12 protein-coding genes and 4 pseudogenes are annotated in these 23792 nt (G+C 60.6%); 9 read left to right on the top strand and 7 right to left on the bottom strand.

Annotation, left to right across the window (positions count from 1 at the left end):
* Nucleotides 1–560: 560 nt before the first annotated feature.
* Together AB4Y34_RS01530 and AB4Y34_RS01525 are read right to left on the bottom strand one after the other, a co-directional pair.
* Nucleotides 561–785 carry a hypothetical protein gene (locus AB4Y34_RS01530; protein ID WP_368715025.1) on the bottom strand — a complete coding sequence of 75 codons (225 nt, stop codon included), beginning with the start codon at nucleotides 783–785 and terminating at the stop codon, nucleotides 561–563.
* A 275-nt stretch (nucleotides 786–1060) separates the two neighbouring features.
* Nucleotides 1061–1264, bottom strand: a complete 204-nt coding sequence (locus AB4Y34_RS01525; RefSeq protein ID WP_176379549.1) for a cold-shock protein — start codon at nucleotides 1262–1264, stop codon at nucleotides 1061–1063.
* A 455-nt stretch (nucleotides 1265–1719) separates the two neighbouring features.
* Here AB4Y34_RS01525 and AB4Y34_RS01520 point away from each other — a divergent pair, with 455 nt between their 5' ends.
* The 3 genes from AB4Y34_RS01520 to AB4Y34_RS01510 all read left to right on the top strand — a co-directional run bounded on the left by AB4Y34_RS01520 (nucleotide 1720) and on the right by AB4Y34_RS01510 (nucleotide 4206).
* Nucleotides 1720–2424, top strand: a complete 705-nt coding sequence (locus AB4Y34_RS01520; RefSeq protein WP_176379548.1) for a hypothetical protein — start codon at nucleotides 1720–1722, stop codon at nucleotides 2422–2424.
* A 228-nt stretch (nucleotides 2425–2652) separates the two neighbouring features.
* A complete protein-coding gene (locus AB4Y34_RS01515; RefSeq protein WP_176379547.1) occupies nucleotides 2653–3069 on the top strand; it encodes a CopG family transcriptional regulator in 417 nt (138 codons plus the stop codon).
* 33 nt (nucleotides 3070–3102) lie between these two features.
* Complete coding sequence (locus tag AB4Y34_RS01510; RefSeq protein WP_176379546.1) at nucleotides 3103–4206, top strand: PHB depolymerase family esterase; 1104 nt, start codon at nucleotides 3103–3105, stop codon at nucleotides 4204–4206.
* Nucleotides 4207–4708: 502 nt separating this feature from the next.
* Here AB4Y34_RS01510 and AB4Y34_RS01505 read toward each other — a convergent pair.
* Nucleotides 4709–5728 carry an NAD(P)-dependent alcohol dehydrogenase gene (locus AB4Y34_RS01505; protein ID WP_368715024.1) on the bottom strand — a complete coding sequence of 340 codons (1020 nt, stop codon included), beginning with the start codon at nucleotides 5726–5728 and terminating at the stop codon, nucleotides 4709–4711.
* Nucleotides 5729–5851: 123 nt separating this feature from the next.
* On the opposite strand from AB4Y34_RS01505, the gene AB4Y34_RS01500 reads away from it, so the two are divergent.
* The 3 genes and pseudogenes from AB4Y34_RS01500 to AB4Y34_RS01490 form a co-directional block, all read left to right on the top strand.
* Complete coding sequence (locus AB4Y34_RS01500) at nucleotides 5852–6760, top strand: LysR substrate-binding domain-containing protein (protein ID WP_368715023.1); 909 nt, start codon at nucleotides 5852–5854, stop codon at nucleotides 6758–6760.
* Between the two features lie 159 nt (nucleotides 6761–6919).
* Nucleotides 6920–7126: pseudogene (locus AB4Y34_RS01495) on the top strand (DUF932 domain-containing protein); the annotation flags it as partial.
* Between the two features lie 121 nt (nucleotides 7127–7247).
* A pseudogene (locus AB4Y34_RS01490) lies at nucleotides 7248–9108 on the top strand (ParB/RepB/Spo0J family partition protein); the annotation flags it as partial.
* Between the two features lie 1840 nt (nucleotides 9109–10948).
* Here the strand turns inward: AB4Y34_RS01490 and AB4Y34_RS01485 are convergent.
* From AB4Y34_RS01485 to AB4Y34_RS01475, 3 genes and pseudogenes are all read right to left on the bottom strand, one after another.
* A complete protein-coding gene (locus AB4Y34_RS01485) occupies nucleotides 10949–12610 on the bottom strand; it encodes an NRAMP family divalent metal transporter (protein WP_368715022.1) in 1662 nt (553 codons plus the stop codon).
* Between the two features lie 109 nt (nucleotides 12611–12719).
* Entirely contained in the window at nucleotides 12720–12869 is a 150-nt protein-coding gene (locus AB4Y34_RS01480) for a hypothetical protein (protein ID WP_176379543.1), read from the bottom strand.
* Nucleotides 12870–13825: 956 nt separating this feature from the next.
* A pseudogene (locus tag AB4Y34_RS01475) lies at nucleotides 13826–14050 on the bottom strand (DDE-type integrase/transposase/recombinase); the annotation flags it as partial.
* A gap of 12 nt (nucleotides 14051–14062) precedes the next feature.
* Between AB4Y34_RS01475 and AB4Y34_RS01470 the strand changes: the two are divergent.
* Nucleotides 14063–14200, top strand: a pseudogene (locus AB4Y34_RS01470) (IS6 family transposase); the annotation flags it as partial.
* A 104-nt stretch (nucleotides 14201–14304) separates the two neighbouring features.
* Here AB4Y34_RS01470 and AB4Y34_RS01465 read toward each other — a convergent pair.
* Nucleotides 14305–15177, bottom strand: a complete 873-nt coding sequence (locus AB4Y34_RS01465; RefSeq protein WP_368715021.1) for a LysR family transcriptional regulator — start codon at nucleotides 15175–15177, stop codon at nucleotides 14305–14307.
* A gap of 120 nt (nucleotides 15178–15297) precedes the next feature.
* Here AB4Y34_RS01465 and AB4Y34_RS01460 point away from each other — a divergent pair, with 120 nt between their 5' ends.
* On the top strand, nucleotides 15298–16875 hold the full coding sequence (locus AB4Y34_RS01460; RefSeq protein ID WP_368715020.1) for an MFS transporter: 1578 nt from the start codon (nucleotides 15298–15300) through the stop codon (nucleotides 16873–16875).
* Between the two features lie 1400 nt (nucleotides 16876–18275).
* Entirely contained in the window at nucleotides 18276–23744 is a 5469-nt protein-coding gene (locus AB4Y34_RS01455; RefSeq protein ID WP_368715019.1) for an AAA family ATPase, read from the top strand.
* Nucleotides 23745–23792 lie beyond the last annotated feature (48 nt).

Genomic DNA, 23792 nt, shown 5'->3' with positions numbered 1-23792 from the left:
GATTGTCGAGGGTTTGAGGCCTGACGTCCAATGACCGTTTCTCGCCCGACCTGCGCCCGAAGGCGATTGGATAATGTCGACACAGACCTGTCAGTCGCCGCGTGATCCAGTCACTCGTAGCCCTTACCGGAACTGCGTTCATTGGGATCTATCGATCGCAGAAAATCGCGTGGCCGGTATGCGAACCCAACCGGCCAATCGGCCAGGTTCAGAAGGAAGCCCCATACGGAGGTTAGCGGGATGCCCGGCGCCTTAGCATGGCTGCCCGGAAAATTCCGGGCAATACCGCTTTTTTGGCGGCAACGACCGCTTGCTCTGCTTGCGCCGTCGTGCCACTGCCGCAGCCTTTTTGCGCTTGCGTTCGGTGGTAGGTAGGTTTTTTCACGGGCCGAGCCCCGCCATCTTCCAGGCCACTATCGGCGGGCCAGAAGGACGGTGGGCCGATAGCCGCGCGTGCCGACGACATGCCGCTCCAAAACCTGCGCGATGTTTGAGCGCCTTTGGTTGCAACCGCCCTGGCGCTTCGAATGCGCTGGATGTTTCGAACTGTGGAGTCGCCCTTAACCGCGGGTGTCGACCCAATTGCGTGCCCATTGACCGGAGTACTGCAACGCCTGCTCTTCACTCGTGAAGTAGTCGAGTGAATAGAACCAGTAGCGGCCTTCGGCTCGCGCGTTATCGAGGCGTTCGAGCAACAGGTTGGATGAGAAGTTACCGTCGGGCAAACGATGCGCCGAGGATTGGACGGCATAGCCGTTGTATTGTTGAACTTGTTTGTTTTGCATTTTAATTTTAATGATATTGGAGTGCGTACGTACCGCACGAAAGGGCACGGGTGCGTTGACCCAAAGCCACTCGAGCCGATTCATCAAGCAGTCAAAAGGCGAAAGATGGCGTTGAGGCCTGAGGAGAGAATGAGGCGCAACAAGACGTATGGCGCTCGCTAAGCTGCCGAATTAGCAGATGCAGCTAACGGCGATCGCGCCAACTTTGGGAGACAAAAACTCCGCGAGGGTGTCGCTGCAACCCGGCGTTCGTCGAATGCCGGGTCCTTCAAACTTTACAGCGGCTTGATGTTAGCCGCTTGCGGACCCTTGGGGCCTTGCTTCGTTTCGAAGCTCACCTTCTGATTTTCAGCCAGCGTCTTGAAGCCGTCGGCCCGGATCTCGGAGAAATGAGCGAACAGGTCGTCGCCGCGCTTGTCCGGGGTAATGAAGCCAAAGCCTTTGCTGTCGTTAAACCATTTAACGGTACCGGTTTCCATGAAGAATCCTTGAGAAAAAAATGAAGACTTGCTCTGTCAAAGAGCGCTTGAAGCTTCAAGGAGGGAGAGGACAACGAATACCGCTGAGGAGCGAGCAATTGATGAACAGCAATCGAACTTCTTGAACTTCGAACGGCACAGTACCCGCAAGGCGGGTCAGAGTCAACACTTATCTTGTAACCATTTCAGCAGGCGGGCCGCGCTGCTGACGAAGCGATGCGACACCGCTTGGCTGTGCCCCCTGCCTGGCATGGCATGCAGGTTATACACCGCGCGCCTTTGTATCAGATTAGTGGATTGACGTCTGGCTGTTTCCAAAGGGGCAGCCGACGCTGGAATGACTTGGCTACGTGACCAGGTGATGAACGCTTCATCGCCGATTTTTTGCCGGGATGACCAGGCTGAATCGTTACAATGCCTCGACGAACTCCCTTCGACAGCATGAAATGAGAAATATGCTGACTTCCTTTTTCTGGAGCGGCGACGCCATCCGCAGTCGACGCGTAAGTGACATCGTTTTATGGACCACGCTCGATGTACCTTCACCCCCTGCGCCCGTGGTGGCAGATTGGCAAAGAGAGATATCGACGCGACTCGCTCTGGAACCTGGGGATGTTGAGGCAATGCCTTTGGCGCGCACGCAAGTGCGCTGGCCGGCCTACAAGCGCTGCGTGCAAGCCATGTCCGATTGGACGTGCGCCCTGGGACTGCCCGCGATGCTCGCCGATAGTGACATGGCGCTGATGGCCTGTCGTGGCGCGAGATATCACCATGATGGTGAGCAATATGGCAGTGCCGCGTTTTGCAATCTGTTCCTGAGTGAAGACAAGGGCCTGGACTTGCGGTTTCCCTCTACGGGTCAATGCATTCCCCTCAAGCGCGGAACAGCCGTCATTTTCGATACGGGCCAGCCCCATGGCGTGATTCAGCGTGGCGGAGAGAGTTTCTCTGCGGCCGACTTCGCGCCGGACCAGGACTTCACCCAGATTTTCTTGACGTGGGAGCTTCCGATCGAAGACGCCAATGTCGGGCAAGCACTCAAGGTGATCTTCGACATCGACCGCCCGTCGTCGCAGCGATTAGAGGAGGAGCAAGTCTGGATGAACGGCGCCCCAGCCGCCGTGTGCCCGGAATCCGGTTGCTGGCACCGCGCTGGCTGATTATCGGCGTAACGCCCTGGACCGTGGCACTGGAACACGAAGTACACGACTCGCAATCCATCTCGTCCTCGCGTCGCCTCGACGCACACCGACATCGCCTGTTACCTCCCTGCCCGCGTCTTTCTGCCGATAGACCGCACACGGGCCAATCGCAGCGATCAGCGTTGACGCCCTCCTGAAATCATCCTATAACCATCCATATGGATGATGACTGGAGGATTTCTGCATATGGCAAAAGAAGTGCCGGATCGCTCACGAGGTAGCGAGACCGAAAAAATTACGATCAATCTTGGTCCAGTCGATCTGGGGCAAATCGATTTGCTCGTCGAAGAGGGCTTTTACTCGAACCGCACGGATCTGATCCGTACGGCCATCCGCAATCAGCTGTCGATTCATGCTCCTGCCGTCAAGGAAACCGTAACGCGCCGTGAGCTTGTACTGGGTCTCCAGCATTTCTCGAAACAAGACCTCGAGGCAGCGTGCGCGGCCCGTCAGCGACTCAGAATTCAGGTGCTGGGACTGGCGAGCATTGCTACAGACGTCTCACCCGAACTTGCGCTGGCAGCGATCGAATCGATTGTGGTTCGAGGCGCGCTCCATGCCTCACCGGCGGTCAAGGCCGCGCTGGCGGATCGGATCCGCTGACGTCCCTGACTCTTTCCCGTTATCGGAAAAAACATGAAACTCAACGAAGGCTTTCTGGACTCGATGAAAGAGGCGTTCGCACTCTTTCGCAGCAACGACCCTGCTGCGGCCGCGGAGATTGTCAAGCGCGCCATGCGCGGCGAGCCGACGGACGTGGCAACCGTGCATGCTGACCCGCATGACAACACGACGACAACGCGCTTCGCCGACCGCCTGCAACCCCGGCATCGCGCCCATACGACGCAAACCGAACCGGACGTGCAGGATTGCGGGCATTTCAGCATGCGGCTCTACGTCAACGCCGCGGGCCAGCGTAACTACAAGGTCTACGTCCCCAGTCAATACCACAGTGATCCCCTGCCCCTCATCGTCATGCTGCACGGTTGCACGCAAGACGCTGACGATTTCGCAGCCGGCACGCGGATGAACGCACTTGCCGAAACGCACGGCTTTATCGTCGCTTATCCGACCCAGCCGCAGCGCGCAAATACCTCGAAATGCTGGAACTGGTTCAGGCCTGCCGATCAGCAGCGCGACCACGGCGAGCCGTCGCTGATCGCGGGCATCACGCGCGAAGTCATGGCAAATTACAACGTCGATCCGAAACGCGTGTTCGTTGCTGGTCTTTCGGCCGGCGGCGCCATGGCGGCGATCGTCGCGCAAGCCTATCCCGATCTGTACGCAGCTGCGGGCGTTCATTCGGGCCTACCCGTCGGATGCGCGCACGACTTGCCGTCCGCGCTCGCGGCGATGCGCGGCGGCAAAGCCCGGTCCAAAGCGCGGAAACCTGGCGGAGCGGACATTCACGACACGCAGGCGTCTCAATGCCCGCTCATCGTTTTTCACGGCGACGCGGATGCGACCGTGCATCCTGCCAACGCCAACGGATTGGTACACGGATTCTCCTCAAGTGATCCGATAGCCGCTCGCCCGTCGGGCGCTAATGGGCAGGCGCGCAAGCATACGGTCCGGCACATGACGTCAAGAGCCGGGGTACATGCCGAACTTTGGATCATCCACGGCGCGCCTCATGCGTGGGCCGGAGGCTCTTCAAGCGGGAGCTATACCGATCCATCCGGCCCCGACGCCAGTGCGGAGATGGTGCGATTTTTTCTCGAGCATCCTCGTCGTCAGTGAGCGTCCAGCGCGCCGCGCTGCTGTATCCGGTGCAAGGAGGGCGCGCAACGGAGGCGCCGGTTGCCATGCTCCTTTCCCGAACGGGCCTGCCAACCAATCTTGCGATCATTGCCGTCGAACTGGCAATCGGTCTGGCGCTCCTTGTCGGTTGAGCGAAAGGGCTTATTCGCGGTGTTGAAGGCGTGTTGCAGGTACTCGGTGTGTCTGCCCTCCTGTTGTCGCCCATCATCATGCGAAGAAGGCACAAACGGAGCAGTCACTTCGTGCGACGAACGAGCGGTTGTGTTGATCGATCGGAGGGCCGGTTACGGGGCGGAGCCGACGCACGAATGTCCGATCGAAAACGCAGGTTAACGGCAGCTCGTGGGCCGTACTGGGCCTTTCGAAGCGCTCCACACACCGGCCATTCAGAGTCGATCACTGCCGCCCACGCGGTTCGACAATGTCCCCAAGCCTCATGCCCGCGTATCCAGACATCGCCGAACCCTCATCAGTACAGGGTTCAGGCGTCTATCCGGACCACCACCTTACCGAAGTGCTGTCCGGACTCAAGATGCCTGTACGCGGCGGGCGCGTCGTCAAAGCCAAAGACGTGATCGACCACCGGCCGGATTTGATGCGCGGACACGAGCCTGACAACCTCGTCGAGCATCGAGCTGCTGCCCACCATGATTCCATGCAACCGCTTGATGCCCCCGATCACCGGCAGGAGTCCAAGCTCCGGTCCACTAAAGCCGCTCACACCACCGATGATCGACACGAGGCCGCCCATTTTCGTCGCGGCTACCGAGCGCGGCAGTGTGTCCCGTCCACCGATCTCCAGCACGATATCCGCGCCTACCCCATCGGTCAGCCGGAGAACCTCGTTCTGCCATTCCGGCTTGGCGCGGTAGTTGATCGTCTCATCGGCGCCGAGTTTCCGCGCGCGTTCCAGTTTTTCATCGCTCGACGACGTGATGATCGTGCGCAGACCCGCCGCGCGCGCCAGCTGCAGCGCGAAGATCGACACCCCGCCTGTGCCGAGCAGCACCACCGTGGAACCGGGTTTCGCGTCGCCGTCCACGAATAGCGCGTTCCATGCGGTGACGCCGACGCACGACAACGTGGAGGCTTCTTCATAACCCAGGTGTGCCGGGATCACCGCAAGAGCCGTTTCGTCGACCAGGAACCGCTCGGCCAGCACGCCGTTGACTTTGGCGCCTGGCGAACTGTCGACTTTCCACGGTGCCGGAGCGCCGTCGATCCAACGCGGGAAATATGTGTTGACCACGCGATCGCCCGATTTGAAGCGGCTCACGTCGCGGCCGGTCTCGACGACTTCGCCCGCGCCATCGCACAGCGGGATCAGCGGCGCATCGCCAATGCCGAGATAGTCACCGCGGGCGAACATCAGGTCCCGATAGTTCAGCGACGCCGCGTGAACCTTGACAACGACCTCGGTCGGCCCCGGCGATCGCATGGTCGCGTCGCTGCGCTTCAGGCCGGAGATACCGGCGCCGGGTTTCAGTTTCCATGCGTTCATAGCAACTCCTCATCGGGTAGAAGCACCTATGTTAGTGTTGCGGGAAAGGACGCATTGACGAGATTTTGACGACTTATCGTCGCCTGGCAGGAAACATAAACCGCGGTATCGGGAGCTCGCACGATGGACGATCGGCTAAGAGGCATTGCGGAGTTTGTGGATGTCGTGGATGCCGGCACCTTCGCCGCAGCGGGCGAACGCCTTGGTGTCACGCGCTCGGCGATCGCGAAGATTGTCGCGAGGCTCGAGCAGCGTCTCGGAGTGAGACTGCTGCAGCGAACCACCCGCCATCTGAGCCTAACCGACGAAGGGCATGCGTACTATGAGCAGTGCCGACGCGTGATGGCCGAACTGGGCGCGGTCGAGGCGACGCTGGAGGCGGGCCGCCGCGATCCGTCCGGGCGGCTACGCATCACCGCGCCGGTGCTATTCGGCAGGCAGTGCGTCGCACCCGTGATGCTGAAGCTGGTCGAGCGGCATCCGTTGCTCGACGTCGAGATGTCGTTCAGCGACCGCGTTTCGGACCTGGTCGAGGACGGCTTCGATATCGCCGTGCGGATTGGACCGCTGCCGGACCATGCAACCCTTGTCGGGCGCCGGCTCGGCGTTCAGCGCATGGGCATTTGCGCGTCACCGGCCTGGCTCGATCGACACGGGCGGCCGTCGGGCCTCGCCGAACTCGGCTCGCACGTCAGCATCGCTTACGGCCGCGGTGGACAGAGCACACCATGGCGAGTGCTCGGCGCAGACGGCCAGGTGCAGGAGTGCCGACTGTCCGCGCGCCTGCGTTATGACGACCTCCAGGCCATCGCCGACGCAGCGGCTGCGGGCGCAGGCCTCGCGTGGTTACCATGCTGGCTCATGGCGCCCTATCTGCGCGACGGCCGGCTGTCGCTCGTGATGGATAGCAACAGCGTGCAGGGCGCCGAGGTTCACGTCATCCGCCCGCAATCGCGACATCTGCCCTCGAAGGTACGCGTCGCAATCGACGCGCTCGTAGACGAGATACCACGAGTGCTTGCCCGGGTCTGAGCCGTAGACCGCATTGAATCTGTCAACGTTGCGACGATAAATGTGTCAATTCGCGTCCTCGCCCATCCGCAACGCGCAAAGGCTTGTGCGGCATGGAGTTCCCGCATGGGAAATAAATGTGCCAACGATCAAGACTGAGATATCGATTTATTCGGTACGCTGCCCCGCCGTTTCGAGGATCGCCGCGACGACCTGTGGACCGTATTCAACCGCGTGCAGGAAAACCTCACGAAGGGCGGGCTGCATGGACGCTCGCGCAGCGGACGCGCCATGTCGACTCGCCCCATCACAGGCATCGACCAGAACGTGAAGCTCAACCGTGCGCTGTGGATGCTTGCTGACGCCATGCACCAGATGAAAGCATAAGCGCCGCACGGAAGGCAACGTCCCCCGCCTCGCTCCATCAGGACTCCTGTTCAGATCGCGTCCTGATGAAATCCGGCAGGACCCGTCTCGGAACCTTCTTTTTAATTTTCTGGAGTCAGTCATGCAATCTCAAGTCGAAACCCCTGCGGCAACCACTGAAGAAACCGTTTCGCCGCTCGAAACCATCTTCGGCAACGAACAGCCGATCGCCACCGTGCCATATTCCAGCCTGCGGGCCCTCGCCGCTCAACGCCCGCACGAAACTGCTCTCGAACATTCCGGCGCTCGCCGCGAGCATCCGGGCAAAGGGTCTGCTGCAAAACTTCGTCGTCCATGAGATGAAGGGATCGCGTGGCAAACAACGCCGGTATGGTGTCTGCGCGGGCCAGCGTCGCAAAGCCGCGCTCGACCTGCTTTACGAGCAGAACCATATCGCGGCGGATTATCCGGTGCCGGTGCGGATCGTCCGCGAAGGCGAAGCCCTCGCCATTTCGCTGGTCGAGAACAGCGAACGCGAAGGACTCGACCCGTTCGACGTGCTGCGCGCGTACCGCATGCTCGCTGAGGAAGGCCGCAGTGCCGATTACATCGCGGCGCTGTTCTCTGCCTCGCCACTCACGGTCAAGCGTCGCATGAGGCTCGCCAACGTGTCGCCCAAACTGCTCGCGCTGCTGCGCGACGACGCAATCACTCTTGATCAGCTTGCTGCGCTCGCCCTCGCAGACGATCACGAAACGCAGGAAAAAATATGGTTCGACGCAAACGAGTGGCAACGTCAGCCGAACTACCTGCGGCAGTCGATCACGCGCGCCGAAATCGACGCGAGCCGTAGTCGTCTCGTACGCTTTGTTGGCCTCGCCGCCTATGAAGCAGCGGGCGGCTACGTGCGTCGCGACCTGTTCAGCGACGACGAGAACGCCGGTTACATCGCCGATGCGGAACTGCTGCAGAAGCTCGTCGCGCAAAAGCTCGACGCTGCTGCAGCCGAAGTCCAGGCCGAAGGATGGGGCTGGACGGAAACGCGAGTCGAACGCGATTTTGCCGAACTGAACCGCCACGGCAGGCTGCGCCCGGTGCAGCGCCAATACACCGACGACGACCAGCGCGAAATGGCCGCCTTCACCGCGCAGCACGACGAACTGGCTGAAAAGATCGAAGCACTGTCGGAGGGCGACGAAGATGCCTACGAGGAAGCCGACCGGCTCAACGACGAAATGGAGCAGGTCAATGCCGCGATCATCGCACTCGAAAGCCGCACGCTCGTATGGGACGCGCAGCAGATGGCCGAAGCGGGTGCATTAGTGATCGTCGGGCCGCAGGGCGAACTCGTCATCGAACGCGGCCTCGTGCGACGCGAGAATAGCGCCGCGCTCGACGCGGCAGGCGCGACCGTAACTGGCATCGCCACAGCCGAAGGCCCAGATACCGTATGTGCCAAGGCTCCGAAGGTCAAACCCGTCCACTGCGCGAAACTCTGCCAGCGGCTCACGGCACACCGCACCGCTGCCGTCCACGCGGAACTGGTCGCACAGCCCGCCGTGGCGCTCGCCGCCCTGCTGCACTACCTGGTCCCGAAGGCGCTGCCCGAGCACTACGGGCACGCGTCCTCACGCAGCTATTTCGCACTATCCGGCGAGAACAACCACGACAGCCTGCTGCGTGCTGCCGACGACCTGTCCGCCAGCCCCGCATGGAATGCCATCGAAACGCAGCGGGCGCGCTGGATTGCGGAACTGCCCGCAGAGCGGAGCGACCTCCTGCCGTGGCTGATCGAACAGGATTCCCGCACGACGCTGCTCGACCTGCTCGCGTTCTGCACCGGCACCCTGCTCGACGGAATCGTGGCCGAGGAAAAGCCGCTTGCGATCAACACGCTCGCAAGTGCGCTGAACCTCGACATGACCCGGTACTGGACAGCGACGCGTGCGACGTATTTCGATCATGTCAGCAAGGCGCGTATCGCGGAAGTCGTGTCCGCCGCCCCGCCGGATTCGTCCGTTTCCTTCCGCACGGCGCATCGCGTATCTCAGGGAATTGACCGATACAGCGCTGCCTTTGCAGCCTCCTCGATCAGTTCACTGAGCGAGTATCCTTTCTCCCGCGCTGTGCCGATCTGTTTCTGGATGGATTTAACGCCGTCGCTTACCTTGAGCGGCTGATCGCCTGTCGCTTTTTCAGGCAGCGCATCCAGCCTGCGTCCGAGCGCCTCCCACTGCCCTCGCGTGAAACTCCTGACAACCGGCATGACTGGCTCCGACGCACGACCTTGATCGCATCTTGAACAGGCGTTAATACGTCGTCAACACCCACCGCTGGTGCTTCCGGCGTGGCTGGAATACAGCGGAATCCAGACGAACAGGACGGAACAAAAAATATTTTTCTGCTGTTGTTCGACGTCCCGTCCACGCACACGGAATTACGCGCATGCATCACGCATGCACGCGGACTTCAACGGCGGCGAGCACCGTAACCCGTGGATTCACGCTGCAAGACAACCGAGGCGCATTTGAAGCCACTGGTAGACGCACTCGGCACGCCTCTGCCTCACTTCGCAGTCGCCACGCCTGCACACTCGACTTGTACGGATAGTTACTGTCGTGCGAGAGGAACCCGAACGTTTAACACCACCTGGCTTGCATCACGTAACACGTCGCACACATTCGACGTCACCCCATTGTCGACATTCTTTTTCCGGGCATTACATCTCGAGCGCGCAGCACTCGCAGATCAGACGCACGCCGCGCGCTTCGTTGCATCACGACCGCGAAGTGGCAACGCACGGCAGTTACACGGACGCGTATTCCGGTTGTACACGGCTTGCATCTCGCGCACACCGAAGTTACGCTCGACACCAACAACAACTTGAAAATCGGTGACGGCAGGATAGGCTATCGCCGGTTTTGGGCGCCCAAGGACCCATGCTTTGAAGAACTCGATTAGTTGCTGATGCGATGCCTACTTTCGAATACAACTTTGCCAGACATCCTGACCGTGGAGGTGAAATGATCGCTTGGCGATGAAACGCAAACAGCATTCCGTGGAGCAGATCGTGTGGCAGCACGCAAACAGGTTTTAAATGATGCGGGAAAAGAAAACCCGCATGGCAGATTTTCAGTGCTCCCACCTGGACCTATCGAATCAGTGTAGATGGGTCTCGGACAAACGCTGTATGTTTCATTCGGGTCGTGAGCCCCTGTGCCTTACGAACACTGCTAGACGGAATTCAAAAGTAACTCACATGCTCGAAGGCTCACAAGCGGGGCGCGAGTCGAACATATCGCCCATCCACGAACTCGGACTCGCAAGAGAAGTTCGTGTAAGCCCGCAATGGCGGGGACCACCGAGACACTGCCGCAAACGTTCCTCATGTTAACCATTTCCCTTTTGTCATCGGCTGCGCAATGCGTCACTAAGGCAGTATTTCCCGTAGACCAGGCAGTGGAACGCTCCTCCATGCGGCGGTACGTTTTCAGCGAAAATGTCCGTCGTAGCCCGCGTCGTGTTCGTACCGGCTGACGGCGGGTTTTGATCAATGGACTGGAACGCCACGACGAGGACCAGAGCGAAAACCATGAATATGGGTTTAATGTGCTTTTTCATCATCGAAACCTGATGCAGTAGTCTGGAGCGCCTCGGCAAGGTCCGGTCGGGCGGCGCCTATTGCTTCAGACACAGACGTGACAATTCAGCGGAAGCGGAAATTAATCCGCAAATGGTCTCCTGCAGGTCGAAGGCGCGTCATGTGCCCGCCTGGTTACGCTTGCACGGAATAGACGGCCCGCGCTCCAGAGAAGGGGCAGACTTGCATCCGCCCGATCCACGTTAATGGATAGCCGTCTGCACGACCTTTACGATGACGAGCCCTACCGCGACGACAAGGTAGGTACGCAGCACGCCCATCCACACGCGTGTCGACAACGTCAGGTGCTGCGGCGCCTGCAGGTCTTCGAGCGGTGGCATGCGCCACGTGTTGCGCAACTCCTTCAGGGCTGGCTTGCTGACCGGAGCCGCATCGCGGCCGACGGTTCCACCGCGCAACTTGCGCGAGAGTTCCACCACCGCGTACAAGGCAGTGGCAAGCCCGCATCCGCCCGCGAGAATCTTGATGATGGCCGCACCGCTGATGTCCGGATATACGGTGGCGGCCGTCAGGATGATCGACAGGACGACGAGCACGGCGATGACGGCGCCCGTGAACACGTTCAGTTTCTTCGAATTCACCCACGGGCCGAGCACCGCCTTGTCATTGCACAACAGCAGCAGGAACACGGTTGCGCTCGGCAGCAGCACGCCAGCCAGCGTTTGCACAGCCTCGGTCAAGAGGCCAAGCGGGCTGCCGGGTATCAGCACGAGGGCAGCCGCGAGCGCGATGATGCCGAAGTAGACGAGATAGAAGCCCTTCGCGTCGAGCACGCTGCGGTGCAGTGAGTGCTTGACCTTGAAGACATCGCCAACCGCATAGGCCGTCGAGAGCGAGACAGCGGCAGCGCCGATGATCGACGCGTCGAGCAGCGCCACGGCGAAGATCGTGGCCGACGTCTGTCCAACGTATTTGTGCAGACCCGCAATCACGCCACCCGCGTCGCTGAAGTTGCCGAACTCAGGCTTGCCGTCAAAGAGCGCGGCGGTGAAGGCCATCATCGCCACTGCGCCGACGATCACGAACGCGATACCGATCCAGAGGTCTGCCTTTTCGTATTTCATGAAGCGCGGGGTGATGCGCTTGTCGATCACATAGCTCTGCTGGAAGAACAGTTGCCACGGCGCGACGGTCGTGCCGACAATGCCGATGACAAGCAGCATCACGTCGGAGAGCTTCGAATTCGCCGGCCAGGTCGGCACGAAGAAATCACGCGCGATGACGCCGACAGGCGGGTGGATCGAAACGAGCACCGGGATCAGCAGGAGGCTCAACAGGCACAGGACAATCGCGAAGCGTTCGAAGCGCCGGAAGTCTCCCGTACTGACCGCCGCCATCGTTAGAACCGCGGCGATGCAGACCCCGAGAACTTTCGAAACACCGAGAAAGTCGAGCGCAAACGTAATGCCGATGAACTCGGTGACGATCGTAAGCGCATTGAGCAGGAAAAGATCGATGACGCTGAAGGCGCCCCAAAACTTGCCGAAGCGTTCAAAGATGAGGCGTGCGTGACCGACGCCCGTCACGGCGCCCAGGCGCAGGACCATTTCCTGGTTCACGTAGAGAACCGGGATCAGCAGCGCGAGCGTCCAGAGCAGCGACGTGCCGTAGTTCTGCCCAGCCTGCGTATAGGTGCCGAAGGCGCCGGCGTCGTTATCGCCCACCATGACAATGAGACCGGGTCCAAGGATGGCGAGCAGCGTGCGCAGGCGCGCCATCCAGTTGCTACGACGGGCGGTGTCGTGGCGGGCGATCGTGCCGAGGGCGCCTTTGATATCGCCCACGTGCGCGTCGTCGAGCACGGCACTCCGACGTTGGGTGATGTTTGCAGGAGTGGTGGACATTTGTATTTATTCCTTAGCGGTACTTTTTGAACTGAATGATGGAGGCGTGGCACTGCCCTGCCGACTGCTTGTGCTGAAGCAGCGCGGAAGTCGGCCACGCCAGGCCGTGTCAGCGAGCGAGCTGTTTGATTGCCGCCCAGATTGCAGCGACCACGCCGGGCGATGCGTGGGAACAGGTATCGAGCTCAAGCATGCCGTTGTAGTGCGTGCGAGCTTCTTCGACGTGCGGGAGTTGTGAAACGAGCAGAGCGAAATGCATGGTGATTCCTCCAGATGCCTGAAACGTGGCGCCATCGATCAGGCCTGCCTTCGTTTCGCTTCACGCGGGGCGAAATGCCCGGGCGTGTGGGAGGAACGTGTGCGGACTGATGTCAGGCAAAGCGGGCCGCGTCTTGTGGGAACGCAGCGCAAGTCGTGCAGGGACAAGGCTCAGGGTCGGGCATTGTGAACTCCTCTGTTGTCAGCTTCCGAGTCAAACTTGACGGACGTGTTTGACCGCACGCTGGATCCCGCACGTATTGCGTGCGCGGAAACGGCGTGAACGTGCGGCAGCGCGAGCCAATGGCTCGACGTGCCGGGTCGCGTAGACGAATGCGCGTTACAACGCACGCGTCAATGACGACGGCCAATCGATGTGATGCGCGGGGAGAACTGCGGAAGCTACTGCGGCGCGCACCGTCTGCCTGCTGGCAGGACGGCGGCTAAGGAAGGATCCAGGCGGGCGTCGTGCCGGTCAGGCAGAAAAACTATTCGAAGGTCGACAACTACAACTGTCCAAGGCATCTGCCCCTTTCGTGGAAACAGGCGAATTCTAGTGACGACGCGCGAGCCGAGTCAACGACTATTTCAAAGATTTTTCTTTCGAATCCGTTACTTCCATTAGACGCAATTCATTTGCATCCCATTTTTGTTATGCACTCCACAACGGATCCATTGAGCGTGAGTATAAGAACGATCACAGCATTGACAGCCGATGTCTCCTCGCTCTGACCTCACGCCTAAGCCAGCCTGCGCCGCCGCATCGCTGTTGGTGGCGTTGGGCACCAGCATCACCGCTCGGGCCTACGCGCACTCGGAGTCAGCCGCGCCCACATCGGCGGACCACGGCTCTGCCGCAACCACGAACACCAATACAAACGTCGCTCCGGACGGGGCCGTCGCGGTTTTGTCGTGTTGAGAATCGAAGGCGAGAGAGGTCGATATGCAGAGTAGTGCTTATCTTGCGAGATCGTAGAATCGAGCGGCGGCCGACGGGAGGGTTCCGCGAGAACACTGCATCTGCCCTTTGGCTATCATATGCATCAGCTCGAATCCGGCCAGCAATATCCGCGCACAGCGAAAAGTCTTGAACCCCAGCATGGGCCGCGTGCGTAGCTTGATTGGCCGATGGTCCGGCTCGACCACGTTGTTGAGATATTTGGACTGGCGGATCTTGATGGGAACTTCACGACCGTGGCCTATCCGCTGAGCCTGCGTGATCTTGAGGAGATGATGGCTGAGCGCGGCGTCTCGGTGGATCATTCGACCGTGCACCGCTGGGCCATCAAGCGGCTGCCGGTACCCGAGGAAGCGTTTCGCCTGCGTAAGCGTGTCTGCGAGGATGGACAGGCACCGCGAACTGAAAGATCGCGCCATGGAATACGTTTGCACTTGCCCACGGCCGGCCGGCTGGTATGCCGATCCAGGCGGCCGTTTTACTCCTGGCGGGCGTACTGCAGGAACGCGCTCACCACACGCAAGCGCTCGTGCCGGCGGTGCAGCAGCGCGATCTCCGACGGGATCGGCTTGCCTGCGAGCGGACGGTAGATCACGCCAGGCAGCGAAACGCAATCGCACAGCGTACCTGGCACGATGGCTACTGTGCCGCCAAGCGAAACGCTCGCGAGCACCGCGACCAGCGGGCCGGGTCGCTGCACGATTAGCGGAGAAAAACGCCCACGTCTCGCGACCTCCATCGTGCCGAACTCCTGCTCGGGCACCACGAACTGCGCATCGCGCAGTTGTTTCGGTGTGATCGCACTCTGCGCAGCGAGCGCGGAATCCTCCGGCAGCGCGACCACGAACTCGTCCTGATACACGCCAGTGGCTTGCAACTCTTCCGGGTAAGCCATTGGCGGCCTGACATAGGCGGCGTCGAGCTGACGGTCGACGAGCCGCATCGGGATCTCATCCATCGGCGCCTCCTGCAACCGCACCTGGATTCGCGGATGCAATCGCCGGAATTCCGTCACTGTCTTGCGCATCACGCCGGCGTAGGCAGCCGATGCGACGTACCCGATCCGCACCTCTCCCAACTGCCCGCGCTCGGCGAGTACCCCAAGTTTGCGGGCTTGTTCGAGTTGCTCTAGTACCGCGGCGGCTTCCGGAACATAAGCTTCGCCAGCAGCGGTCAGCGACACAGAGCGCCGGGTCCGGTGAAACAGTCGGAACTGCAGCAGGCGCTCCGCATCCTGGATCTGCTTCGTCAGGGACGGCGGCGCGAGCCCCAATTCGTCGGCGGCCCGTGCGAAATGCTGACGCTTCGCGACGGCGAGAATACAGCGCAGATGACGCAATTCGAGTTCCACTTTTATTCATCCAGAAATGAATGAATATGATTCTATCTGCTATCGATTAGCAATGTGGCCGGCGCTAACATGTCGTTCGTCTCAACCTTGAAACAAACGCTTATGTCGAAGGAAGCTGGTATGAGCACGACTGCAATCGTGACGGCACCCGGGGCAGCGGCAATCGCAGCGAAGGGCTCCGTCGTGCCGCCGCGTTCGGCCGGGTCCGTGCTCGCGACGGCCGCTGCGACGTGTGCGTTGATCGTGCTCGACACGAATGTCGTCGCGGTGTCGCTGCCCTCGATCGCCCGTTCATTCCACGCGGGATTCGCGGACGTCGAATGGGTCGTCAGTGCGTACATGGTGTCGTTCGCGTCGTGCCTGCTGCCGATGGGCGGACTTGCGGACCGCTATGGCCGAAAGAACACGATGCTGCTCGGCCTACTCATGTTCGCGATCGCGTCGCTTGGCTGCGGACTCGCACCCAGCGTCATGTTCCTTAACTTCTCTCGCGTCGCGAAGGGTTTCGGCGCGGCGATGCTGCTGACGTCGGCGCTGGCCGTGATCGCGCACGCATTCCCCGCCCCGCGGGAACGGGTGCGAGCGTGGGCGATCTGGGGGATGACGATGGGGATCGCGACGACTATCGCACCGCTCATCGGTGGCTTGATCGCCCAATGGGTCGGCTGGCGCTGGATCTTCCTGCTAAACCTGCCGGTGTGTGTCGTGCTGATCTTCTGCACACGGCGCGTGGTGACCAACTCGCGCAATCCGCACGCAAGACGCATCGACTTTGCCGGTAGCCTGTTCTTCGGCATTGGCCTCGCGTGTGGAATCTGGGCGCTGATCGGCGCCCAGGACGATGGCTGGCGTAGCGCGGCGACCGAAGCGCGCCTTGCCGGATGCGTATTGCTGCTTGCCGGTTTTGTCGCGATTGAGCGGCGTGTCGGGAATGCGGTCATCGATCTCGCGCTGTTCAGGCAAGCACGCTTCGTCGCAGCGGTGCTGGGGATGTTTGGCTACGCCGCGTGCGCTCAGGTGATGATGACGTTCCTGCCGCTCTACCTGCAGAATGCGTTCGGATGGACGCCGATTTGTGCGGGCTTGGGAATGCTGCCGTTCGCGCTGTCGATGATCGTCGGCCCCTGGCTCGGCGCACGAATTGGACGGCACGCGACGGGTCCGACGTCGATACTGTCTGCCGGGCTTGCCCTTGTCGGTGTCGGCAATCTGCTGACCGCCATCGCCGTGAAATCGGGCGCGTACAGCTGGGTGGCGTTCGGGATGATCGTGACCGGCCTGGGTGCCGGCGTGTTGAACGGCGACACACAGAAGGCGATCATGGCGTGCGTTCCGCCAAGTCGGAGCGGGATGGCTTCCGGGATCAGTACGACCACCCGCTTCACGGCGATCGTCACATCCATCGGCGTCCTTGGAGCCGTGCTCGCATCGCGCGCCCGATCCGCAATCGACGCGGCAATGACGTGTCATACATCGGGCAAAGCCTGCGTGGACGCTCAATTCATGTCGGACCTGCTCGCCGGCGATATTAGCCACGCCCTCGCCCGTCTCGCGCCGGACCTCCAACCAGCGATGAGATCCATCGCCCCGGCCGGTTTCGCGAGCGGGTTTGCATCGGCACTGAGTGTTGCAGGCGTTCTTGCTCTCTCGATTTCGGTCGCAATCTGGTTACTCGCCGGTCGGCGTCGGCCCGCATGATGCGCAATTCCGGGCAAACGCAGAGGGAATAGTCGACGATGCAAACGGCACACAGCCTGACGAAGATCCTTGTCTGCAAAGTCGTTTTGCAGCGGACAGCTTTGCAGGATCGGCAGATGAGAATCTCCATCGTGTGGTCGGGAAGCAGTCCCTATAGCCAAAAAAATCTCTGCTCTATTGACTGCAGTCAATAGGCTCAAAACCACCGCGCTTTACGCGCAGGTGGCCACCGACCTGTTGCACGAAGTCGCCAGTCCGCTGGAACGCCTGCCCGCCAGATTTCCCAGCGCACTGCAAGCCGGCTTGGGCCGAACCTTTGGCTCCGGACCGCCCCGTCAGATGCCTTGGTGGCTCGACGGGCGGCTGGAGCCGGGCGGCCGCCCCCGGTCTGCTCGCCGACGAGGGAATCCGACGGGGATGTGCCGGCTGGAGACCGACCCGCAGGTTGACGCAATAGTCGAGTGTTGTCACTGCCGTGTTTTCGCAGTCGGGGCTGGACCGGACTTCTGGAATTTGGCCCGGAGACGTTAATGTCAAACCGTCGCATAACTCAATTATGTAAATTGTCACTGCACCAATCCGCATACAAGAAAATAATCCGGATGAATCCGGGCAGGAAAGACATATCCTGAGCACCGTCGTGCAGCATGGGCATACGTAAATTCGACTCCGTCCACTTCCATGGAAATTGTCTCTCTCATCCTTCATTCAAAGCTCGGTACGACGAAGCGACAAGCACAGGGCGCGTGATCAATCGCTAACGCGCGAATACGTCTTCCAAATGCTCGCGAGCGCTTCTGGCCGCTCGGAAGCGTTGCGAATCCGCGAGTGGACTTGCCATTGCAAACCCCGCATGCAGCCAGACCCGACAGTGTCCGAGAATGCGGTGAAAGCACATGGCGCCCGCGCCAAAGAAACCGCGCTCCGACCTGGCAAGCTTTTCGCTGCGTTGCAAACAATCGCAGTCTCCCTATGTGACCGAGCATCCACTGCCCGAGATAGCTCACCTCTGATACGATCGATGAATCGTTTGGAATGACTGCGGAAGTCGCCAGACGCGGAGGCGCTATGCCACGTGTTCTCTCGCGCGGAAGTGCCTTTGCGCTTCTGCTACCATTCGAATCATCGGTCATACGGCATGACCCGAACAAATGTCTGCGGACCACCGTCGCATGGAACGATGCGGCAGCGTGGCGCTAAGGCGAACCGTTCTGGCGACGTTGCGCTGCCCAAAAAAGCGGAATCTATTCGAACACTGAGCGGGCAAGTCACTCGCGCAGGCGATGCCGTCTATCGCCCTCGTATTGCGGTACCCGCGCTGCACAACACGGAAGCCATGACTTTCGCCTCCGTCATGAAAGCGATTCCTCCAGAGCATGTCATCTGAGCCTCGGTCCCACTTGATTGCAGATAGCAGCCAGGTCTTATGGGAGGATGGCGAGCGAATCTTTTCGCGCGCATCGCGCCTGAGCCCGGATGGCGCGCCGACTTCGGTCATGGAGTTGCGGCCTTTAGCTACAGGCTGCACACCCGCGAGCCTCGAACGCCTGGCGCACGAATACCATCTGAAGGAAGAGCTTTCCGGCGATTGGGCCGTACGGCCGCTCGAACTCGTGTCGGAGGGCAGTCAGACCGTGCTGGTGCTCGAGGATTCGGGCGCCGTTCCGCTCGACCGGCTGATAGGCACTCCCATTCCACTGGAACGCTTCCTGCAGCTCGCCATTGACATCGTCACTGCTTTGGGCAAGGCCCATCAGCGCGGCCTCATCCACAAGGACATCAAGCCGGCGCATATCCTGGTGAACGACGCAACGGGCGAGGTTAGGCTCACCGGCTTCGGCATCGCCTCGCGACTTCCGCGCGAACGCCAGAGCCCGGAACATCCTGAATTGATCGCGGGAACCCTCGCGTACATGGCGCCCGAGCAGACCGGCCGGATGAACCGGTCGATCGATTCGCGCAGCGATCTCTACGCGGTCGGGGTCACGTTATACGAGATGTTGACCGGGACCCTTCCTTTCACTGCGCTGGATCCTCTGGAATGGGTGCACTGCCACATCGCGCGACAGCCCGCTGCGCCGCATGAGCGCGTCTCAGGCATCCCTGCCCCGCTCTCGGCCATCGTGATGAAACTGCTGTCGAAACCCGCCGAGGATCGCTATCAAACCGCAGCCGGCCTGGAGTGGGATCTCCGAAAATGCCTGGCTGAATGGCAAGCCGCTCACCGAATCGATCCTTTCCCGCTCGGAACGCACGATACGACGCGACAGCTTTTGATCCCCGAAAAGCTCTATGGGCGCCGCAGTGAAATCGCGACGCTTCTGGATGCGTTCGAGCGCGTCGCGGGGCAAGGCACGCGGGAGCTGGTCCTCGTATCCGGCTACTCGGGAATTGGAAAATCCTCCGTCGTCAATGAGTTGCACAAGGTGATCGTGCTGCCCCGGGGTATCTTCATCTCGGGAAAATTCGACCTGCGCCTGAAAGACATCCCATACTCCACATTGGCCCAGGCATTTGCCGAACTGATCCGACAAATCATGAACGGCCAGGATGCCGAAATTGCTCGCTGGCGCGACGCGATCGCAGAAGCCGTTGGCCAACACGGGGGATTGCTGACCGATCTGATTCCCGAACTCGCGAGCTTGATCGGGCTGCAGCCTCCCGTTCCCGTACTCTCGCCACTGGAAACCCAGTTGAGATTTCAATCCGTCTTTCAAAAGTTTGTTGGCGTGTTCGCGCGCGCCGAGCATCCGCTTGTGATTTTCCTGGACGATCTACAGTGGCTCGATCCGGCGACATTAACGGTGGTCGAATATCTGATCACGCATACTGACACGCATCACTTGCTATTGATCGGCGCGTATCGCGACAACGAAGTCGCGCCCGGGCATCCGCTGATGGATATGCTCCGTTCAATTCGCGAGACCGGGACGAAGGTGCATGAGATCGTACTCGGCCCGCTATCGCCGGAGGACTTCGGCGAACTGCTTTGCGACGCTTTCCGATGTACGCGCGAGAAGGCTTTGCCTCTAGCCAGACTGGTACACCGGAAAAGCGGCGGCAACCCATTCTTCGCGGGCCAGCTATTGACCAATCTCGTTGAGGAAGGCCTTCTCGAGTTCGAGCCAGATTCAGCCTCGTGGCGGTGGAATCTCGAACACATCGACGCGAAGGGCTTCACCGAAAACGTCGTAGAGCTGATGATCCGCAGACTGCAGAGACTCTCGCCTCGTGCACAGGACGCGTTGAAGATGCTGGCGTGCCTCGGCAGCCAGGCCGACTTCGGCACCCTGGCGAACGTCTGGGGCGGCTCCGAGGCCACAGTCCATGCGGATTTCCTCGATGCCGTCCGGGCCGGCGCGATCGTTTCCATGGACCGCAGCTTCAAGTTTCTCCATGACCGCGTGCAAGAGGCCGCATATGCACTGATCCCTGCCGAGTCCCGCGCAGAGCATCACTTGCGCATTGGCCGCCTGCTTTTGTCGAAGCTCGATGACACGGACATTGCGACCAGGATATTCGATCTCGTGAACCAGTTGAATCATGGATCCGAGCTGATGATCGAACGGTCAGAACGACATCGCGCAGCGACCCTCAACCTCAATGCCGCGAAGAAGGCGAAGGCCTCGACCGCGTATCGTTCGGCTTGCAATTATCTCGCGGCCGCTGCGTCGCTGCTTTCGCAGCAAGGGTGGGACGACTGTTACGAGTTGACCTTCAGCGTCTGGTTCGAACGGGCCGAATGCGAGTTTCTACTCTCCCATTTCAGCGAAGCCACCCGATGGATCGATGACATATTGCTTCGAGCGCGATCGAAAATCCACCGCGCCGAGGCCTACCGGCTCAGGATGGTCCTGCAGCTGGTGAATGCCGACAACGCGTCCGCAGTCAGAACCGCTCGCGAATGTCTGGAAATGTTCGGCATCGACTTGCCAGATCATCCTACGGATGACGAATTATCCGCAGAGTACGATGCCGTCTTCATGCGCCTCGGCGCGCGCCCGATCGAAAGCCTCCTTGACCTCCCGATGATGGAAGACCCCGAGATGCGGGAGGTCATGCAGATCTACCATATGCTAGGGCAGACCGCCTATTTCACCGATATGAACCTCGCCCAGACGATCGCCTGCCGAATGGTCGTCGTGACGCTGCAATACGGCACGACCGAATCGGCTGTCATCGCCTATTCGTTCATCTCCATTCTTCTAGGTCCATTCTTCCACCGATACCGGGACGGCGAGGCGTTCGCCCGGTTGTCGGTCGCCGTGGCGGAGAAACATAGTTTCGCAGCTCAACAAGTGGCCGCGCACTTTTTCTTGCAAATGGCGGTTCTCTGGACGCAACCGATCGAGGTCGCATTAGGGTGCGTCGATACTGCCATGCGATATGCGCAAGAAACAGGCGAAGTCATCTATGCCAGCTTCAGCCTCGAACATCGGCTGACGGACCTTCTGGCACGCGGCTATCGCCTCGATGAGGCGTGGCTCGATTCGATCAACGCAATCGAGTTCGTGAAACGAATCCACTTCCGTCACGTGCACGATATCCTGTCCAGCATCCAACATTTCATCCAGAGGCTTCGCGGGCGCACCCGCGACCCGGCGGTGATGGAGGACGCCGCGATCGATGCTCAGATCACGGAAGGCGGCATTGCCGTGGTCAACTGCTTCCACTGGATTTTGCAGATCCAGCGCCACTACCTGATGGGCGACCCTGAGAAGGCACTCGCGTGCGCCGCCAGGGCCAGCCCACTGCTTTGGTCCGGACGCTGCCACATCCAGTTCGCGAACTACTGCCTCTATCATTCGCTCGCGCTCGCCGCGGTTCACGGCTCCGCATCAGCTGATCGACAAGCGCAGATCAAGGCCGACATCACCGCAAATATCGAGGCGTTCGCAAGATGGGCGAAAAGCTGCCCGGTCACGTTTGCGCACAAGCATCTGCTGCTGCGCGCCGAACTGGCCCGTCTGAACGGGCACGCAATGCAGGCCATGCGGTTCTATGAGCATGCAGCCCGCTCGGCAGGCGAGCAGGGATTCGTCCAGGATCAGGCACTGGCCAACGAGCTCGCTGCGCAATGCTGCTTTGCCGCTGGCCTCGAACGCGCCGCGTACGCTTATTTGCGTGAGGCGCGGGACTGCTATTCGCAATGGGGCGCGCACGGCAAGGTCGAACAACTGGATCGGCTCTACCCTTTGAGCAAACCCGAAGCCGCGCCTGTCTCACGCGTGACCATCGAGGAACGCGGCGAGCAACTGGATCTCGCGACCATCGTGAAGACGGCTCAGGCAATCTCAGGCGAAATGGTGTTCGAAAACCTGATCAAGTCCTTGATGACGACCGCAATCGAGCATGCTGGCGCCGAACGCGGTCTGTTGATCCTTCCACAGGGCGCCCTGCAGCGAGTCGAGGCCGAAGCCACCATTCAAGGTGGCCGGGTCTTCGTGCAATTGCCCCGACAGCCACCGAGACCGGTGGCGTTGCCGGACTCGCTCTTGCGCTACGTCGCAAGCACGCGTGAACCCGTCATCATTGACGATGCCGCAGCCGAAAACCGATTCTCCAGCGACCCCTATATCCGCCAGAAATGCGCTCGCTCCGTCCTTTGTCTGCCGTTGCTCAAGCAGGCCGGGCTGATCGGTGTGCTCTACCTCGAGAACAACCTCGCGCCCGGCGTATTCGCTCCGAAGCGCATCGCCCTGCTGAAGCTGCTCGCCTCGCAGGCGGCGATCGCATTGGAAAACGCGCGCCTGTACCGCGACCTTGCAGAACGTGAAGCGAAAATCCGGCGCCTCGTCGATTCCAACATCGTCGGGATTCTGATCGGGGATCTCGAAGGTCGGATCCTCGAAGCCAATGACGCGTTCCTTCGTATGTTGGGATACGGCCATGACGATCTGCTGGTGGGGCGTCTGAGATGGAGGGACCTGACGCCGCCTGAGTGGCTCGAGCGCAGCGGTGTTGAATGGGAGAAGCTGGAGAAGACAGGGATATTGCAGCCTTACGAAAAAGAGTACTTCAGGAAGGATGGCAGCCGCGTGCCGGTGCTGGTCGGCATTGCCATGCTTGGCGAGACCGCGACTCAAGCTATCGCGTTTGTGCTCGATCTGAGCGAGCTCAAACGGGCGGAAGCTCAGGCGCGCCAGATGCAGCTCGAGCTCGCGCATGCGAACCGCGTCACTGCCATTGGGCAACTCGCAGCGTCGATCAGCCACGAAATGAAGCAGCCGATTGCTGCGACGACCGTCAATGCGTCGACAGGTCTGCGCTTCCTGGGTCTCGACCCACCCAATGTCGAGGAGGCCCGCCTGGCGTTCGAGCGTATCGTCCGTGACGCGAGGCGTGCAGGCGAGGTGATAAAGCGTATTCATGGCCTCGTCGCCAAGGCCCCTATGAGCACCGAGATCTTGCAGATCAACGAGGCGATTCGCGAGGTGATGGCGCTTACGTCCGGCGAGGCGAACCGGAACGGCGTTTCCGTGCGGCCGCGGCTTGCGGAGGATTTACCGCCGATCAAGGGCGATCGGGTGCAAATCCAGCAGGTGATGCTGAACCTCATCATCAACGCCATTGATGCAATGAGTACGGTTGACAAAGGGCCGCGCGAATTGACGATCGACACCGCGGTGACCGAGCCAGGCGTCGTCCGTGTGGCCGTGCGCGACTCCGGCCCGGGTATCGCCCCGGAGAACATCGAGCGCCTCTTCGAGCCGTTTTATACGACCAAGGCCAGCGGAATGGGCATGGGGCTGTCAATCTCCAATTCGATCGTCGAGGCACATGGCGGCCGCCTGTGGGCGAGCAACGACGCCGAGCGCGGTGCGATCTTTCAATTCACGTTGCCCATCGATCCCGCCGTTTCAGCGTAAGCCGGCCCAAACCGATACCAAGGTATATTGACTCCCGGTTCTCAAAAG

The sequence above is a fragment of the Paraburkholderia sp. BR10954 genome (assembly GCF_040965775.1).
Classification (GTDB): domain Bacteria; phylum Pseudomonadota; class Gammaproteobacteria; order Burkholderiales; family Burkholderiaceae; genus Paraburkholderia; species Paraburkholderia youngii.
The sequence above is the reverse complement of the archived record's forward strand: the minus strand, read 5'-3'. Positions and strand labels throughout refer to the sequence as shown.